Below are 15,418 nucleotides of genomic sequence, written 5' to 3'. Positions count from 1 at the left end.
GCTGATGTGTCCTGCGCAAGAGCGCGATTGACCGCGCGGTTCGCTTATCCGACATTGGCGCAGGGAGGAACGAGCATGGCCTATCCGACACTGACCACGAAACCCGGGGCGATCGAGATCGCGGGCGCGATCCGCCATGGCGAGATGTCGCCGCTCGAGGCGGTCGAAGCGGCGATTGCGCGGATCGAACATCTCGACGCGCATATCAACGCGGTGGTGGTGACCGACTTCGACCGCGCGCAGGAACAGGCGAAGGCCATGACCGCCGGGCGGCTGCCCCAGGACCAGCCGCTGTTCGGCGTGCCGATGACGATCAAGGAAAGCTTCGATGTCAGCGGCCTGCCGACTTGCTGGGGTCACGGCGAATATGCCGACACGATCGCCGTGCGTGACGCCTGGGTGGTCCGCCAGCTCAAAGCTGCCGGCGCGATCATCCTCGGCAAGACCAATGTCCCGCCCGACCTCGCCGACTGGCAATCGAACAATCCGGTCTATGGCCGGACTAACAATCCGCACGATCACGCGCTGTCTCCCGGCGGGTCCTCGGGCGGTTCGGCAGCGGCGGTCGCGAGCGGGATGGTGCCCTGCGACTTCGGCAGCGATATCGGCGGGTCAATCCGCGTCCCCGCGCATTTCTGCGGCGTCTGGGGGCACAAGAGTAGCTGGGGGCTGATCTCGAAGCGCGGCCATGTCCACCCGGTGGCAGCGGGGCAGGAGGCGCATGACGGCGCGCTGTCTGTCGTAGGGCCCCTGGCGCGCAATGCCGCCGACCTGCGGCTGCTGGTCGAACTGACACAGACGGTTCCGCTGCGCGCGCGCACCAAACCGTTCAAGGACAGCCGTTTCCTGCTGCTGCTCGATCACCCCTCCTGCCCGACCGACGATGCAGTGCGCGGACCGCTCGAAGCGGCGGCGGCCGAGCTCGAGCGCGCGGGTATCAGCGTCGATCGCGCAAGCGACCTCGTCCCCGACCTCGCCGCGCAGCAGGCCGATTACATGCGCATGCTCAACGTGACACTCGCGCGCGGCATGCCCGGCCCCGACGGGCAACGCGCCAGCGCGACCAACTGGTTCGACATGCGCGATGCGCAGGCGCGCAGCGAGATCGCCTGGGCCGCGCTGTTCGACAGCTACGACTTCGTCCTTGCCCCGCCTGCACCGCTGCTGGCCTTCTCCCACCGCGAGGATCGCCTCTTCGATGGCATGGCGACCATCAATGGCTCCGACCAGCCCGGGGCGACCGCGCTGTGCTGGGCTGGGCTGGCGACCTATCCCAACCTCCCCTCCACCGTCTTGCCTGTGGGCGAAACGGGCGGCTTGCCTTGCGGAATGCAGGTCATCTCGCGCAGGTGGGCGGATCTCGATTGCATTGCCGCGGCAGAAGCGATCGGCACGATCCTCCACGGCTAGGGAGCCTCGACGCAATGCAACGTCCGCGCATCATGCAGCGCATTTCACGGTGGCACATCTGGCTGGGCTGGCTGGTCGGTCTGCCGGTGCTGATGTGGACCGTGACCGGGCTGGTCATGGTGGCCAAGCCGATCGAGGAAGTGCGCGGCAACCATCTGCGCAAGGACGTGCCCGAGCGTGCACTGCCCGCAGATACCGAGATCGCGGTCTCGCTGCCCGCCGAAAGCACCCGGCCGGTGCGCGCGGTCACCACGCAGGTCGAACGCGGCGAGACGATTACGCGCATCGCCTATATGGACGGGACGACCGCGCGATACCGCCCCGATGGCAGCGCGATGGGCCCGCTGTCCGAGGTCGAGGCGCGGCTGATCGTGGCCGAAGGTATCGAGGGGGGCGACAAGGTCACCGGGACCGCGCGCTTTGCAGCCGAGGACGTCCCCTTCGATTTCCGCCGCCCACTGCCGGTCTGGCAGGTGGCGCTGGCGGACGGCACCCATGTCTATGTCGGTACCGAAACCGGCCAGATCGAGGCGGTGCGCACACGCTGGTGGCGAACCTTCGATTTCGTCTGGGGCCTGCACATCATGGATTTGCAGACGCGCGAGGACACGCATCACCCGATCCTGATCTTCTTCGCCCTGCTGTCGGTAATCGGCGCGCTGTTCGGCTGCATCCTGATGTTCCGCCGGCGTAGTGTGCGGGTGGGCGCCAAATGAATACGGAAGTCCTGACACCGCTGCTCGACTGGCTCGACCTTGCCGGGGTGGCGATCTTTGCGCTGACCGGGGCGCTGGTCGCCGCCAAGGAGCGGCAGACCTTCGTCACGCTGGCCTTCTTCGCGCTGGTCACCGGTGTCGGCGGGGGCACGGTGCGCGACTTGCTGATCGGTGCGCCGGTTTTCTGGATCCACGATGGCGGGGTCGCGGGCGTGTGCCTCGCGGTGGCGCTGTTCGCGTGGTTCATCCCCACACGCTGGTGGGCGGGCCGCTTCCTGTCGATTGCCGATGGCCTGGGACTGGCGGCCTATGCCGTGCTCGGTTCGGCCAAGGCGCTCCAATATGGTGTGCCGCCGGTCCCCGCCGCGCTGATGGGGGTCATCACCGGCTGCGTGGGGGGTATCATCCGCGACGTGGTCGCCGGACGTCCATCGATCCTGATGCGGCCCGAACTCTATGTCACCGCCGCAGCCTTATCGGCCAGCGTGACGGTGCTCGGCGATGTCGCGGGCATCATGCGTGAATGGGTCTGGGTGGGCGCAACCGCCGCGGGTTATGGCCTGCGACTGGCCGCGATCAGGTGGAACCTGGCACTCCCCGCCTATCAGCGCGACTAGCGCTCAGCGCCCCGGTAGCCGGTGCCGTATTCGAGATCGGCATCGACCGCATCCTCATCCCCCGGCAGGGGACCACCCGGATAGGCGGGCTGCGCAGAATCGCTACGCGCGCGCATGGCGGCGTAATAGGCATCGTCATACTGGCGATCCTCACCTTCAAGGCGCGCTGCGTCGTCATAGCTGCCGTAGCTGTCGTAGCTGGAGCCGCCGGTTCCATAGCCGATCGATTCGATACGGCCGTCGGCGCCGATCGCGCAGTTGAACCCCTGCCCGTCGTAAAGCGCGCCGCTGACGGTCCAGCCGCGCGCATCGCGATTGACCGCATCGACGGTTTCAACGCGGGCATTGCGTTCGATCTCTTCGACACACATGTCGACCGCCCGGTCGATCCCGCGCCCGTCATCATAGCTGACCCCGCCGCGGCGCGGTTCGGGATAACGGCTGTCGCGTTGCGGATAGCGTTCGCTCGAGCCCTTCGCCGCATTAGCGATGGCGGCAATTCCGCCGATGATCAGGATACCCGCCAGCACATCGCCCGCATCGACGCCGCGATCGCGGCGGTGGCGATACCGCCGGTGTCCCGCTGCGTCGTCATCGCCCGGCATCCACGCGGGGGCGGAATGCGCCGCCACGGGCGCTGCGGGCGTGGGCAAGTCGGCGGCCTGCACCGGCATGGCGGTCAGCGAGAGCGCGGCAAGCAGCGCGGGCGCGGCAAGCAGCGCGGGCGCGGCGGAAAGCGATTTGATGGACGGCATGGCCTGGTACCCCAGTGGTCACGCCCCCACCCGGCGCGCGATTATCGATCGGACAGGACTAGGCGGCCCAGGCTAAATGAAGCCTGAACCGCCCTGGGTGGTCCGTAAAGCGAGTATCAGCGTAGTCCGCGGATACCGCTGAAGTCGAGATAGGTAACGCGGCCGCGCTCAATCGAGCAGGTGAAGCTGCCGCTGTCGCGGTCGCTGTACCGGCGATCGCGGCGGTCATAGCGCGAGTTGTAACCGCGCTGCCCGTCGACAACCATCGTGCCCTTGACCTTCCAGCCATAGCGGGTGTCGTCGACGTCGCGGATGTCGGTTACCTGGGCGATGCGATAGCCATAGCGGCGCGCATCGGTCTGGGCGGCGCTGACGCAGCGCTCGACTGCCGAACGCGGGTTGCCGCGCGTGGCATAGGCGGTGCGGCGGTAGTCATTGCCGTTGTTGTAGCGTTGGCCATCGCGGTAATAGCGGCCGTCGCGGTAGTGGTCGCGGTCCTTGCTGGCCGCGCTGGCGATAGCGGCGATGCCGCCGATGATCACTGCGCCGGCGATCACTTCGCCGACCGAAATCCCGTCATCATCACCGCGGGCCTGGGCGGGCGTGGCTCCGGCCAGCGCCAGCGCGCCGACGGCAGCCGTTGCGATCCCACCCTTCGCAAACGTTTTGGTCAATTGTTGCATCTCGAGGTCCTCCTCGTCGGTGCCGCGGCGGGATTGCCTCGGCTATGAGAAGGGTTCTAGAGGGACTTGCGTGAGGTGACGCTGAACTCTGGCGACAGGGATTGTTCAGGTATATAGCTCTTTTTATGAACGCCTAATCCTCAAGCGTTTCAAGCACATCACGGGTGAACGCAGCGATATCGAAGCGTGATCCGGTTGGATCTTCACCCCGGCGTACGATCACGACGTTCATGCTTGGCACGATTACGATGAACTGCCCGCGATTCCCCATTGCGGCGAATGTGTCGGCCGGGACGCCGTCGGACTGGTTGAGCAGCCAGAACCCCGCGCCATAGCCGAAAGGACTGTCGGGCTGCGGACCGGTGGGCGCGGAGACATAGTCGACCCAGCCTTCGGGCAGAATGCGTGTGCCATCGGCGAGCATGCCGTCGTCGAGATAGAGCTGGCCCAGTTTCGCCAGATCGCGCGCGGTCGACCACACTTGGCTCGAGAGGATATAGTCGCCGCGCCAGTCGGTTTCGGCGACGGTGTCGTGCATGCCGAGCTTGGCGAAGAACCGGGCTGGCGGATGATCGGCGAATGTCATCTCGATCGCCTTCACCGCGGCCAGCGTATCGTTGTTGGCATAGCGGTAAACCGTCCCCGGCACATGGACGAGCGGCCAGTGCAGTGCCGTTTCTTCGACGGTCGAACCTCCGAAATAGAGCGGATCGGTGCGGTTTCCCGGGGTGTCCGAATAGCGCCCCGAAGCCATGCGGAGCAGGTGGTCGATGGTGATCTCGTTGCGCGGGTCCGGGGAAGCCCCACCGAGACCTGCCGATGACGCAACATTAGCGTCGCCGCGCTGTACGGCAGCGCCTACCAAGGTAGCAGCAAAGCTCTTTGCGACCGACCACGTTCGCTGGGGTACGTCTTCCCACTTTGCCGGATACCGCTCCCACGTCTCACCGCCGCGCTTGACTAAGACAACCGTCGTGCGGGTTCCTGGTCCATAGCTGTCTGCAAATGCGTCCGCGAAGACAGCATCCAAAGGCGAGACATGCGCGATCGGCGATTTCCCTTGGGAATCGATGACTAGCTCAAAAGACTTCTGGCCAGCGTCGTTAGCACCACCTGATCTCGCCGGGTCAGCAACTGCTTCTGCTACTGTGGCCGCAGCGGGGTAGGATATCGGACGAAGCGAACATCCCTTCTCCGGGTCGTGCACAGCATAGCGCACGGAACTGGTGCCGCCGAAGGGAACGGAAACGTAGGAAACAGGGCCATCAGGCGAACGCTCGATGACGTAAGGCAATTCCCCAACGATCTCATCAAGCGGTGCCTGGATGCCACTCAACTCCCACCGCATGACACTTTCCGGCGTTCTCGTTGCTCCAATCCGTTCCGCATTGGCGATGGCGCTGCACAGGAACAGCGCCTTGTAGCCCGCAGCGAGCGCGCGGTCATAGCGCGCCTCGAGCGCGTCCTGCGTAGTCGATTGGGCAACGGCGGGCGTGGCGGCGAGCAGCGCGGCGGCTGCGAGGACATGTCTGATCATGCGCGCCTTGTGGCACGGCTTTTCGCGCAGGCAAAACAAAAGGGCCGGACAGTTTCCTGTCCGGCCCCGCTTGTCTGGTTTCGAATGCGGCTTACGCCTCTTCGAGGTCCATGTCTTCGTTCATGACCGGGCCCGAATCCTGGCCCTTGGCGTCCACGTCGCGGTCGACGAGTTCGATGATGGCCATCTGGGCGGCGTCGCTGCCGCGGTAACCGGCCTTGATCACGCGGCTGTAGCCACCTTCACGGTCGTCGTAACGCTCGGCCAGAACGTCGAACAGCTTCTTGAGCTGGGTTTCGTCCTGCAGGCGGCTCATGGCGAGGCGACGGTTCGACAGGCCGCCACGCTTGGCCAGCGTGATCAGCTTTTCGATGTAAGGCCGCATTTCCTTCGCCTTGGGCAAAGTGGTCATGATCTGCTCGTGCTTGATCAGCGCGGCGGCCATGTTGCGGAGCATCGCATTACGGTGGCCGGTCTTGCGCTGCAGCTTACGGCCGGAAATTTTATGACGCATTTCAAATCATCCTTCGTTCGATAGGGGCCCGTGCGAGGTAGCCCGTAGCTGGTCGGATAGGGCCGACCCTCCCGTTTGTTTCCGACCTTGCGGTCGGGGCGGTGCCGGCCCACTCCCCCACCCGGCCACCCACGGCAGCATCCTGAATGGGTGGCCGGGTGGGGGAGTGGGCTGGTGCCGCAAGGGTCGGACGGATGTCCGACCCCGCACCTTCATATTAACCCAGCAGCTCTTGTTCGAGCTTCTTGGCCATTTCCTCGATGTTTTCCGGCGGCCAGCCGGGGATGTCCATGCCGAGGCGCAGACCCATCGACGAGAGCACTTCCTTGATCTCGTTGAGCGACTTGCGGCCGAAGTTCGGCGTACGGAGCATCTCGGCCTCGGTCTTCTGGACCAGGTCGCCGATGTAGATGATGTTGTCGTTCTTGAGGCAATTGGCCGAACGGACCGACAGTTCCAGCTCGTCGACCTTCTTGAGAAGGTAGCGGTTGAGCTGGTTGGTGTCGCTTTCCTGCGGCTCTGCAGCCTGGCCGATCATGGCCGAGCTGGGCTGCGGGATACCGTCTTCGAAGTGGACGAACAGCGTCAGCTGGTCCTGAAGGATGCGTGCGGCATAGGCCACGGCGTCTTCGGGAGTGACAGTGCCGTCGGTATCGATGGACAGCGAAAGCTTGTCGTAGTCGAGCTCCTGGCCAACGCGGGCGTTCTCGACCTTGTAGCTGACCTGGCGGACCGGCGAGAACAGCGAGTCGACCGGGATCAGGCCGATCGGCGCATCGACGGGGCGGTTCATGACGGCCGGACGATAGCCCTTACCGATGTCGGCAGTGAGCTCCATGTTGAGCGTCGCGCCTTCGTCGAGATGGCAGATCACCAGATCCTTGTTCATCACTTCGATGTCGCCCGATACGGCGATGTCGCCGGCTTTCACTTCACCGGGGCCGGTAGCGGAAAGCTGCAGGCGCTTCATGCCCTCGCCTTCCATCTTCAGCGCGATCTGTTTCACGTTGAGGACGATGTCGGTAACGTCTTCGCGCACGCCGGCAAGCGAGCTGAATTCGTGGAGCACGTTCTCGATCTTGATCGAGGTGATCGCGGCACCCTGGAGCGAGCTGAGCAGCACGCGACGCAATGCATTGCCGAGCGTCAGGCCGAAGCCGCGCTCGAGCGGTTCGGCCACGAAGGTCGCCTTGCGCGCCTTGTCGCCGGATTCCTTGATATCAAGGACATTGGGTTTCTTGAGTTCCTGCCAGTTCTTGATGTTGACGGACATGAAAATCCCCTGGTTCGGATGCGGGCAGGACCGGCGCTCTTTGCGAGAGCGTCCGGTCCGTGAGAGGGTGTCGGCGGCCCGCGTCAGCGAGCCGCCAGGCAGGTACGGATCAGACGCGACGACGCTTGGAAGGACGGACCCCGTTATGCGGGATCGGCGTCACGTCACGGATCGAGGTGATGGTGAAGCCCACTGCCGCAAGACCGCGCAGTGCGCTCTCACGACCCGAGCCCGGACCCTTCACTTCGACCTCGAGGGTGCGCACGCCGTGTTCCACGGCCTTGCGGCCCGCGTCGTCGGCGGCGACCTGCGCGGCATAGGGAGTCGACTTGCGGCTGCCCTTGAAGCCCATCATGCCGGCGCTGGACCAGCTGATCGCATTGCCCTGTGCATCGGTGATGGTGATCATCGTGTTGTTGAAGCTGGCGTTGATATGCGCAACGCCGCTCGAAATGTTCTTTTTGTCGCGGCGCCTAACGCGGCCGGGTTCGCGTGCCATGGTCTGTATTCCTCTAATCTATCAAGAAGGCAAAAGCGTAGGGAAATCCCTCCGCTTACTTCTTCTTGCCAGCGATCGGCTTGGCCTTGCCCTTGCGGGTCCGGGCGTTGGTGTGAGTGCGCTGGCCGCGGACGGGCAGGCCGACACGGTGACGCAGGCCGCGATACGAACGCAGGTCCATAAGGCGCTTGATGTTCATAGCCGTGTCACGGCGAAGGTCGCCTTCGACCATGTGCTCTTCATCGATCGTTTCACGAACGCGCAGAACTTCCTCGTCGGACAGGTCCTGCACGCGGCGCGCGTGATCAATGCCGAGCTTGTCGGCGATCTCGACGGCCTTGGTCCGGCCGATTCCGTGAATATAGGTGAGCGCGATGATCACGCGCTTGTTGGTGGGGATATTTACCCCGGCAATACGAGCCACTTACTTCTCCATGCTCCACAGGGACCGGACATCCGGTTAACCCTATCTCATCGCTCCATTCATCGACGCTCGCGGTACCTGCCTGATACAAATGGGCAGGCGGGCGCCCAATATGGCTGTCGCCGCCGGACTCACCGCAATGTCGAATGAAGAGCGCGCTTAGGGGGATTCGCCCGCGGCGTCAACCGCCCAGCACACGCAAACCAACGAGACCGCCGGATGGGCGGCTCGCGAGGTGTTGCAGGCCTTGTAGCGCCTGACGCCGCGAAGGTCAAAACCCTACATCACTCCAAATGCGAGCATCGCATCGGCAACCTTCTTGAACCCGGCGATATTCGCGCCCTTGACGTAATCGACATAGCCATCGCCCTGGTCGCCATATTCGACGCATTTGCCGTGGATGCCCTCCATCAGCTCGGTCAGCATCTGGCCCAACCGTTCGTGGTTCCATGCGATCCGTTCGGAATTCTGGCTCATCTCCAGCCCCGAGACCGCGACCCCGCCGGCATTCGCCGCCTTGCCGGGGCCGTACATGATCTTGGCATCGTGGAAGACCTTCACCCCGTCGAGCGTGGTCGGCATGTTGGCACCTTCGGACACCGCCTTGCAGCCATTGTCGACCAGGCTGCGCGCCTCATCTTCGTTCAGTTCGTTCTGCGTCGCGCATGGCAGCGCCAGGTCGCATGGCACATCCCACGGACGCCGCCCTTCGTGGAACGAGGCGGAGGTGAAGTGGTCGGCATATTCGGAAATGCGTCCCCGGCGGCGGGTCTTGAGATCCTTGACCCAGTCGATCTTGTCCTGGTCGAACCCGTCGGGATCGTGGATGAAGCCGCCGCTGTCGGACAGGGTGAGCACCTTGCCGCCCAGCTGGACGATCTTCTCCGCCGCATGGGTCGCGACATTGCCCGAGCCGGAGATCACCGCGCTCTTGCCCTCGACCGCGTCACCCTTGTGCGTCAGCATGTTCTGCAGGAAATAGACCGCGCCATAACCGGTCGCCTCGGGGCGCATTTGCGAGCCGCCATATTCGGTCGCCTTGCCGGTCAGCACGCCTTCCCAGCGATTGGTGATGCGCTTGTACTGGCCGAACATATACCCGATCTCGCGCCCGCCCACGCCGATGTCACCTGCGGGCACATCGGTGTCGGGGCCGATATGACGGTAGAGCTCGGTCATGAAGCTCTGGCAGAAGCGCATTACCTCGCTGTCGCTCTTGCCCTTGGGGTTGAAGTTCGCCCCGCCCTTGCCGCCGCCCATCGGCAGGCCGGTGAGCGAGTTCTTGAAGGTCTGTTCGAAGGCGAGGAACTTGAGCACGCTTTCATTGACGCTGGGGTGAAAGCGGATCCCGCCCTTGTAGGGGCCGATCGCATTGTTGTTCTGCACCCGCCACCCGCGCTGCACGCGGATACAGTGATTGTCGTCCTCCCAGCACACGCGAAAGCTGACGATCCGGTCGGGTTCGGCGATCCGGCGCAGGATCTGCGCCTCGTGGTATTCTTCCTTGTCCTCGATGAAGTGGAAGACGTCCTGCGCCACTTCCTGGACCGCCTGGACGAACTCGTCCTGCCCCGGATTGCGCTTCTTCACGCCCTCCATGAATGTCGAAAGATCCACGTGCCTGTCGTAGACGGATGCCATGTCGCAATTCCCCCCTGGTGCCCGGTTGGGCGAGTTGATGTTTGCGACCCCGGCGCCCGTTCGCCGGGCGCTCGTCGGCTTGTGCTATTCCGTGTCTTGCAAGGCGTCGATCTGCGCCTCGATAGTCGCTTCCCCGTCGGCCGGATCATCGGCTTCGCCGCCTGCCCCTTCGAGCGCCCCGAGATAGTCCCTGAGGCCATGCAATTGCTGGCTCATCACGCCATCGACGGCCTGCGAAATCGAGGCAACCTCGTAGCGCATGGAGCCGCCGACGGCATATTCCCAGCGGATCCGCGTCCCGCCCGCGATTTCCTCGAGCGTGATCGTCAGCACACCGGTGGCCGGTTCGCCCTGCAACGGGCCGAGCCCCCCGCGCATGCGCAGGTTCCTGAGCGGATAGGCCTGGATGACGGTCATGTGCTGGACGCTGCCGTCGAGCGAGAAACCGTCCTCGCGGTCCTCGCCGGGCACGCGCTCGCAAAAACAGCCGCCCGCCTGCGGGGTCAGTGTCATATTGGCGGCATCGGCGGACCAGGTATGCGCGTCGTTCCACCAGGCGGCGGGCCTGATCAGCGCGAGCCATGTATCCAGCGGGCTGGCCGCGACATCGGCCTGGTCCTGCGTCACGAAGCCGCGTTCGCTGGTCTCGGCAACCGTGGCTGAAAGCGGCATCGCCGCGGTCAGCATGGCTGCGGCAAGAACCGTTGTGACAAGACGCATGGACCCTCTCCCCTGTGCGGAGAGACGTCCTAAGCGAAGTTGCGCCTGTTTGGAAGCGGCGGGTCGATCAGTCCGCGAGGATCGCGTCGATCGCGTGGGTCACGTCTTCGATCGAAGCCATGCCATCGACCCTGCTGACGATACCGCGTGCTTCGTAGCCCGGCAGGATCGGCGCAGTCTTGCCGCGATATTCCTGCATGCGGGTACGCACGGTGTCTTCGTTATCGTCCGGACGGCGCTTGAATTCGGTCGAGCCGCATTTGTCGCACACGCCCTCTTTCTCAGGCAGCTTGAAGACGTCGTGGTAGCCCGCACCGCAATTGGCGCAGGTGAAGCGCCCGGTGATCCGCTCGACCAGCGCATCCTCGTTCACTTCGAGTTCGATCACATGGTCGAGCTTGCGGCCGTGCCGCGCGAGGATTTCGTCAAGCTGGTCGGCCTGCGCAGCGGTGCGCGGATAGCCATCGAAGATCGCGCCGATCTCGGGACCCATCTCGGTCAGCTTGGCATCGATCATGGCCGAAACGATCTCGTCCGAAACGAGCCCGCCCGAATCCATGATGTCGGCGACCGTACGGCCCAGTTCGGTATCGGCCTTGCGCGTGTCACGCAGCATGTCCCCGGTCGAGAGCTGGCGCATGCCATGATGCTCGACCAGTCGCTGAGCCTGCGTTCCCTTACCGGCGCCCGGAGGGCCCAGGAGGATAATGTCCATCGCGTATTGTCCCCTTCGCCCGTGCTGTGCCTTAACGCAGGCGTCCCTTCAACTTCGCTTTTTTGATGAGGTCGCCATACTGGTGCGCCAGCAGATGCGACTGGACCTGGCTGATCGTATCGACCGTCACATTGACCACGATGAGCAGGCTGGTCCCGCCGAGAAACAGCGGAACGCCGGTCTGTGCGATCATGTATTCAGGCAGCACGCAGACGATCGTCAGATAGATTGCCCCGATCACGGTGATGCGCGTCAGCACATAGTCGAGATATTGCTCGGTACGCTTGCCCGGACGGATACCCGGGATGAAGCCGCCGTTCTTCTTCAGGTTCTCGGCGGTCTCTTCGGGATTGAAGACGATCGCGGTGTAGAAGAAACAGAAGAAGATGATGCCGAGGGCATACAGCGCCATATAGAGCGGCTGGCCGTGCTGGAGATATTGCAGCACCGACTGGAGCACACCCCCCGCCGCGCTATCGGTATCGACCGAATTGCCGGCGAACTGGGTGATCGTCAGCGGCAGCAACAGCAGCGAACTGGCGAAAATCGGCGGAATCACACCAGCCGTGTTCAGCTTGAGCGGCAGGTGCGAGCGGTCGGCCTGCATCATGCCGCGCTGCGTCGCGCGCTTGGGATACTGGATCAGCAGGCGGCGCTGCGCGCGTTCCATGAAACAGATCACGAGGATCAGGATCACGACCATCGCGATCAGGCCGACGATGATCCCGGTGGCGATCGAGCCTTCCGAATAGCCCGAACCGAGGTTCGAGACGAAGGTCGGGAACTGGGCGACAATGCCCGCCATGATGATCAGCGACACCCCGTTACCGATACCGCGGCTGGTGATCTGTTCGCCCAGCCACAGCAGGAACATGGTCCCGCCGACGAGGCTGATGACCGCGCCCACGCGGAACATGATGCCGGGATCGACCACTGCCTGCAGCCCGCTCTGCGCGCCGAAGCTTTCGAGGCCCGAAGCGAGGAACCAGCCCTGGATCGCGCACAGGAACACGGTGCCGTAGCGCGTATACTGATTGAGCTTCTGGCGGCCCGCGCCGCCTTCCTTCTTGAGCGCGGCGAGGCTGGGATGCAGCGCGGCTGCCAGCTGCACCACGATCGAGGCGGTAATATAGGGCATGACGCCGAGCGCGATGAGACTCATGCGCTCAAGGCTGCCGCCCGAGAAAGTGTTGAACAGGTCGAGGATCCCGCCCCGCGTCTGATCGTAGAGGTCACCCAGAATCAGCGGATTCACGCCCGGAAGCGGAACGAAGCTGAGAAAGCGGAAGACGATCAGGGCCGCGATAGTGAACCAGATACGGTTCTTCAGCTCGGTGGCCTTGGAGAAGTTTGCGAGGCTCATATTGCTCGCGATATTGTCGGCGCGTGATGCCATGGGAATCTGTTCAATCCTGAATTGGCGCCGGTCCCTCCCGGCACAGGAAGGCTAGATAGGGAGCGGGGGACGGATTGTCGAACCCGCCCCCCGAATTATCCCGCTTACTTTGCCTTGGCAGCCTTGTTGGCTTCGGCGCGAGCAGCTTTCTTCTCGTGCTCGGGCTTGTCGGCCGGGATCACGTCGACCTTGCCGCCGGCCTTCTCGACTGCCTCGATGGCGCCCTTGGAGGCACCGGCAACCTTGAAGGTGACCTTGGCCTTGAGCTCGCCCTTGGCGAGGAGGCGGACGCCGTCCTTGCCACCGCGCGCGAGGCCAGCGGCCCGCAGCGTTTCGTGGTCGAGGACCTTCGATCCGTCGAGCTTCTTGGCGTCGATGAACTTCTGCACCATGCCGATGTTCACTTCGGCAAAGTCCTTGCCGAACGGATTGTTGAAGCCGCGCTTCGGCAGACGCATGTGGAGCGGCATCTGGCCGCCTTCGAAGCCCTTGATGGCTACACCCGAACGGGCCTTCTGGCCCTTCTGGCCACGGCCGGCAGTCTTGCCCTTGCCCGAACCGATGCCACGGCCGACACGGATCCGGCTCTTGCGTGCGCCGGCATTGTCGCGGATATCATTAAGTTTCATAGTGCACTCGCTTTCGCTTTCTAGGCCCCATCACGGGGTTCGCGCTGTTGGGAAGTGGGCGCCGATAGTCTGTTTGGCCGATCTTGTCGACCCCGAATTCGGCGGATCCTGATAGTGGCGATGCCGAGGGCGATCGGCAAGGGTATGGGGCGATATGGTTCTGCAAAACCGGGGTCTGGGGGCTGACAGGTCCGCGCCGCCGATGGGCGGACGGGAAGCAGCGCTGATCGGCTTACTGCTCCTCGTCTTCGCGTTGGTAACGCGCATCGCCACCTTCGGCCATCCCGACCTTCATATCGACGAGACCTTCTACTTCGCTGCCGGGGTGGAAATGGTGCATGGCGCGATCCCCTATGTCGATGTGTGGGACCGCAAACCGCCCGGGCATTTCCTGCTGTTCGGCGCGCTGGCAGCCATTTCGGACTGGTATGTCACCTACCAGATCGCGGCCACGATCTTCGCCGCGGCAACCGCGCTGACGATTTATGGCATGGCGCGGGGGCTGACTTCGCGGGGACCTGCGCTGCTCGGGGCCGGCACCTATCTGACCGCGATTTGCCTGTTCCACGGCCACGGCGGCCAGAGCCCGGTATTCTACAATCTGTTCATCGCCGCTGCCGCCGCGCTCAGCCTCGCCAGCATTCCCCGCTTCGAAAGCCGCCCCGCGCAGCGCGCGATGGCGCTGGCCATGCTGCTTGCCGGGATCGCGATCACCATAAAGACCACCGCGGTCTTCGAAGCGATGTTCCTCGGCCTGTTCGCAGCGGGTCTGCAGATCAAGACAGGCGGCGTCAGCCGCACAACCATGCTGCGCATTCTGGGCTGGATCGCGCTGGGCCTGTTGCCGAGCGTGCTGTTCGCTGCGTGGTATGCGGTCAACGGCTATTGGGATGAATACTGGACCGCGATGGTCCTCTCGAACCTGCGCAAACCGGTCGAAGACAATGGCGGAATGCAGCGCCTGCTCATCCTCGCGCTGATGTTGCTCCCGCTTGGCGCAGCCGGCATGGTCGCCCTCACCCGGATCTCGGGCATCTATCGCGTCTTCTTCGCGGGATGGCTGCTGGCCGCGCTGATCGGGTTTTTCTCGGTCCCCGCCTTCTATCTGCACTACGCCTTGCCGCTGCTGGTACCCTTGTGCGCGCTCGGCCCGGCGAGCCTCGCCTGGCCGAGAACGGGGGCCGTGCTGCTCGGCATTGCGGCGGTGATGCCGGTCCTTTTCCATCCGTTCTTCGGTTTTGCGGAAACCCGCGAGGCCCGCACCGCCATGTCCAGGCTCGCCGCCGCCATCGAGCAGAGTAAGGGCGACGGCCCGCTGCTGATCTATGACGGCCCGCCGCTGCTCTATACGCTCACCGGTTCGCGGTTTCCCACGCCGCTCGCATTCCCCAACCATTTGCACCAGGCATCCGAGAGCGATGTCAGCCACATCGCCACGCTCAGCGAGGTCGAGCGGCTATTGGCGCAGCGCCCCGGCGCCATCGTCGACCGCACCACCAAGGTTACCAATACCGCCACCAGCAAGCTCGTGCGCGCCTATGCCAAGCGGAACTGCCGCAAGGTGGCGTCCGAACCCCTGCTCGAGGGGTGGGACATCGAGGTCGTGGTCTACGGCCATTGCCGCGCAGCCGCGGACCAATAAAAAAGGGCCGGACAACGTCTCGCGTTGCCCGGCCCTTCAATTCGGTATGACCCGGTTGTCTAGTCGACCACGGTCACCAGATGCGGGATCTTGGCGATCGCGCCGCGCACCTCGGGAGTGTCCTGACGCTCAACAACCTTGTGCAGCTTGTTGAGACCCAGACCGATGAGGATCTGGCGCTGGCTTTCCGGGCGGCGGATCGGCGAACCGATCTGCTTGATCTTGACGGTTTTCGCTTTGGCCATCG

General features: G+C 64.0%; 17 protein-coding genes. 4 read left to right on the top strand and 13 right to left on the bottom strand.

From position 1 onward, the window contains the following. The first annotated feature begins 75 nt into the window (after positions 1–75). From J2S32_RS00745 to J2S32_RS00735, 3 genes are read left to right on the top strand one after another with little or no spacing between them, the layout of a single operon-like run. Positions 76–1,410 (top strand): amidase family protein, encoded by a 1,335-nt coding sequence (locus tag J2S32_RS00745; protein WP_253515131.1) that lies wholly within the window; start codon positions 76–78, stop codon positions 1,408–1,410. A gap of 14 nt (positions 1,411–1,424) precedes the next feature. Next, positions 1,425–2,126 carry a PepSY domain-containing protein gene (locus tag J2S32_RS00740; protein ID WP_253515128.1) on the top strand — a complete coding sequence of 234 codons (702 nt, stop codon included), beginning with the start codon at positions 1,425–1,427 and terminating at the stop codon, positions 2,124–2,126. Beyond that, on the top strand, positions 2,123–2,743 hold the full coding sequence (locus J2S32_RS00735) for a trimeric intracellular cation channel family protein (RefSeq protein ID WP_253515126.1): 621 nt from the start codon (positions 2,123–2,125) through the stop codon (positions 2,741–2,743). The genes J2S32_RS00740 and J2S32_RS00735 overlap by 4 nt, the downstream gene beginning before the upstream one ends. Here the strand turns inward: J2S32_RS00735 and J2S32_RS00730 are convergent. From J2S32_RS00730 to rplO, 12 genes are all read right to left on the bottom strand, one after another. After that, positions 2,740–3,498 carry a hypothetical protein gene (locus J2S32_RS00730; protein WP_253515124.1) on the bottom strand — a complete coding sequence of 253 codons (759 nt, stop codon included), beginning with the start codon at positions 3,496–3,498 and terminating at the stop codon, positions 2,740–2,742. The two genes, J2S32_RS00735 and J2S32_RS00730, sit on opposite strands and share 4 nt — an antisense overlap. 116 nt (positions 3,499–3,614) lie before the next feature. Then, complete coding sequence (locus J2S32_RS00725) at positions 3,615–4,181, bottom strand: hypothetical protein (protein WP_253515122.1); 567 nt, start codon at positions 4,179–4,181, stop codon at positions 3,615–3,617. A gap of 133 nt (positions 4,182–4,314) precedes the next feature. Next, positions 4,315–5,718 (bottom strand): serine hydrolase domain-containing protein, encoded by a 1,404-nt coding sequence (locus J2S32_RS00720; RefSeq protein WP_253515120.1) that lies wholly within the window; start codon positions 5,716–5,718, stop codon positions 4,315–4,317. Positions 5,719–5,809: 91 nt separating this feature from the next. After that, the gene (rplQ, locus tag J2S32_RS00715) at positions 5,810–6,232 is read right to left on the bottom strand and encodes a 50S ribosomal protein L17 (protein WP_253515118.1); all 423 of its coding nucleotides are present in this window, start codon (positions 6,230–6,232) and stop codon (positions 5,810–5,812) included. Positions 6,233–6,449: 217 nt separating this feature from the next. Then, entirely contained in the window at positions 6,450–7,505 is a 1,056-nt protein-coding gene (locus J2S32_RS00710; RefSeq protein ID WP_253515116.1) for a DNA-directed RNA polymerase subunit alpha, read from the bottom strand. 109 nt (positions 7,506–7,614) lie between these two features. Then, positions 7,615–8,004, bottom strand: coding sequence for a 30S ribosomal protein S11 (gene rpsK / locus J2S32_RS00705; RefSeq protein ID WP_253515114.1), 390 nt, complete (start codon positions 8,002–8,004; stop codon positions 7,615–7,617). 55 nt (positions 8,005–8,059) lie between these two features. Beyond that, the gene (gene rpsM / locus J2S32_RS00700) at positions 8,060–8,428 is read right to left on the bottom strand and encodes a 30S ribosomal protein S13 (protein WP_253515113.1); all 369 of its coding nucleotides are present in this window, start codon (positions 8,426–8,428) and stop codon (positions 8,060–8,062) included. A 279-nt stretch (positions 8,429–8,707) separates the two neighbouring features. Then, positions 8,708–10,069, bottom strand: a complete 1,362-nt coding sequence (gene gdhA, locus J2S32_RS00695; protein WP_301298434.1) for an NADP-specific glutamate dehydrogenase — start codon at positions 10,067–10,069, stop codon at positions 8,708–8,710. Positions 10,070–10,153: 84 nt separating this feature from the next. Beyond that, a complete protein-coding gene (locus tag J2S32_RS00690) occupies positions 10,154–10,789 on the bottom strand; it encodes an SRPBCC family protein (protein WP_253515112.1) in 636 nt (211 codons plus the stop codon). Between the two features lie 67 nt (positions 10,790–10,856). After that, positions 10,857–11,504: an adenylate kinase gene (locus J2S32_RS00685; protein ID WP_253515111.1), complete on the bottom strand. Its 648-nt coding sequence runs from the start codon at positions 11,502–11,504 to the stop codon at positions 10,857–10,859. 31 nt (positions 11,505–11,535) lie between these two features. Beyond that, positions 11,536–12,900 (bottom strand): preprotein translocase subunit SecY, encoded by a 1,365-nt coding sequence (gene secY, locus J2S32_RS00680; RefSeq protein WP_253515110.1) that lies wholly within the window; start codon positions 12,898–12,900, stop codon positions 11,536–11,538. A 104-nt stretch (positions 12,901–13,004) separates the two neighbouring features. Next, entirely contained in the window at positions 13,005–13,529 is a 525-nt protein-coding gene (gene rplO, locus J2S32_RS00675; protein WP_253515109.1) for a 50S ribosomal protein L15, read from the bottom strand. Between the two features lie 202 nt (positions 13,530–13,731). Between rplO and J2S32_RS00670 the strand changes: the two genes are divergently transcribed. Then, positions 13,732–15,171, top strand: a complete 1,440-nt coding sequence (locus J2S32_RS00670; protein WP_253515108.1) for an ArnT family glycosyltransferase — start codon at positions 13,732–13,734, stop codon at positions 15,169–15,171. 59 nt (positions 15,172–15,230) lie between these two features. Here the strand turns inward: J2S32_RS00670 and rpmD are convergent, their stop codons facing one another. Further along, entirely contained in the window at positions 15,231–15,416 is a 186-nt protein-coding gene (rpmD, locus tag J2S32_RS00665) for a 50S ribosomal protein L30 (RefSeq protein ID WP_253515105.1), read from the bottom strand. Between the last annotated feature and the right edge of the window lie 2 nt (positions 15,417–15,418).

The sequence above is a fragment of the Qipengyuania citrea genome, from assembly GCF_024171405.1.
Lineage (GTDB): Bacteria > Pseudomonadota > Alphaproteobacteria > Sphingomonadales > Sphingomonadaceae > Qipengyuania > Qipengyuania profunda.
The sequence above is the reverse complement of the archived record's forward strand: the minus strand, read 5'-3'. Positions and strand labels throughout refer to the sequence as shown.

Bases quoted from the DNA above. Each gene is read 5' to 3' on its own strand.
- rplO (WP_253515109.1), bottom strand. From the start codon at position 13,529: ATGAAACTTAATGATATCCGCGACAATGCCGGCGCACGCAAGAGCCGG.
- J2S32_RS00745 (WP_253515131.1), top strand. From the start codon at position 76: ATGGCCTATCCGACACTGACCACGAAACCCGGGGCGATCGAGATCGCG.
- J2S32_RS00690 (WP_253515112.1), bottom strand. From the start codon at position 10,789: ATGCGTCTTGTCACAACGGTTCTTGCCGCAGCCATGCTGACCGCGGCG.
- J2S32_RS00740 (WP_253515128.1), top strand. From the start codon at position 1,425: ATGCAACGTCCGCGCATCATGCAGCGCATTTCACGGTGGCACATCTGG.
- J2S32_RS00710 (WP_253515116.1), bottom strand. From the start codon at position 7,505: ATGTCCGTCAACATCAAGAACTGGCAGGAACTCAAGAAACCCAATGTC.
- J2S32_RS00685 (WP_253515111.1), bottom strand. From the start codon at position 11,504: ATGGACATTATCCTCCTGGGCCCTCCGGGCGCCGGTAAGGGAACGCAG.
- rplQ (WP_253515118.1), bottom strand. From the start codon at position 6,232: ATGCGTCATAAAATTTCCGGCCGTAAGCTGCAGCGCAAGACCGGCCAC.
- rpmD (WP_253515105.1), bottom strand. From the start codon at position 15,416: ATGGCCAAAGCGAAAACCGTCAAGATCAAGCAGATCGGTTCGCCGATC.
- J2S32_RS00735 (WP_253515126.1), top strand. From the start codon at position 2,123: ATGAATACGGAAGTCCTGACACCGCTGCTCGACTGGCTCGACCTTGCC.
- J2S32_RS00670 (WP_253515108.1), top strand. From the start codon at position 13,732: ATGGGCGGACGGGAAGCAGCGCTGATCGGCTTACTGCTCCTCGTCTTC.
- secY (WP_253515110.1), bottom strand. From the start codon at position 12,900: ATGGCATCACGCGCCGACAATATCGCGAGCAATATGAGCCTCGCAAAC.
- rpsK (WP_253515114.1), bottom strand. From the start codon at position 8,004: ATGGCACGCGAACCCGGCCGCGTTAGGCGCCGCGACAAAAAGAACATT.
- J2S32_RS00720 (WP_253515120.1), bottom strand. From the start codon at position 5,718: ATGATCAGACATGTCCTCGCAGCCGCCGCGCTGCTCGCCGCCACGCCC.
- J2S32_RS00725 (WP_253515122.1), bottom strand. From the start codon at position 4,181: ATGCAACAATTGACCAAAACGTTTGCGAAGGGTGGGATCGCAACGGCT.
- J2S32_RS00730 (WP_253515124.1), bottom strand. From the start codon at position 3,498: ATGCCGTCCATCAAATCGCTTTCCGCCGCGCCCGCGCTGCTTGCCGCG.
- gdhA (WP_301298434.1), bottom strand. From the start codon at position 10,069: ATGGCATCCGTCTACGACAGGCACGTGGATCTTTCGACATTCATGGAG.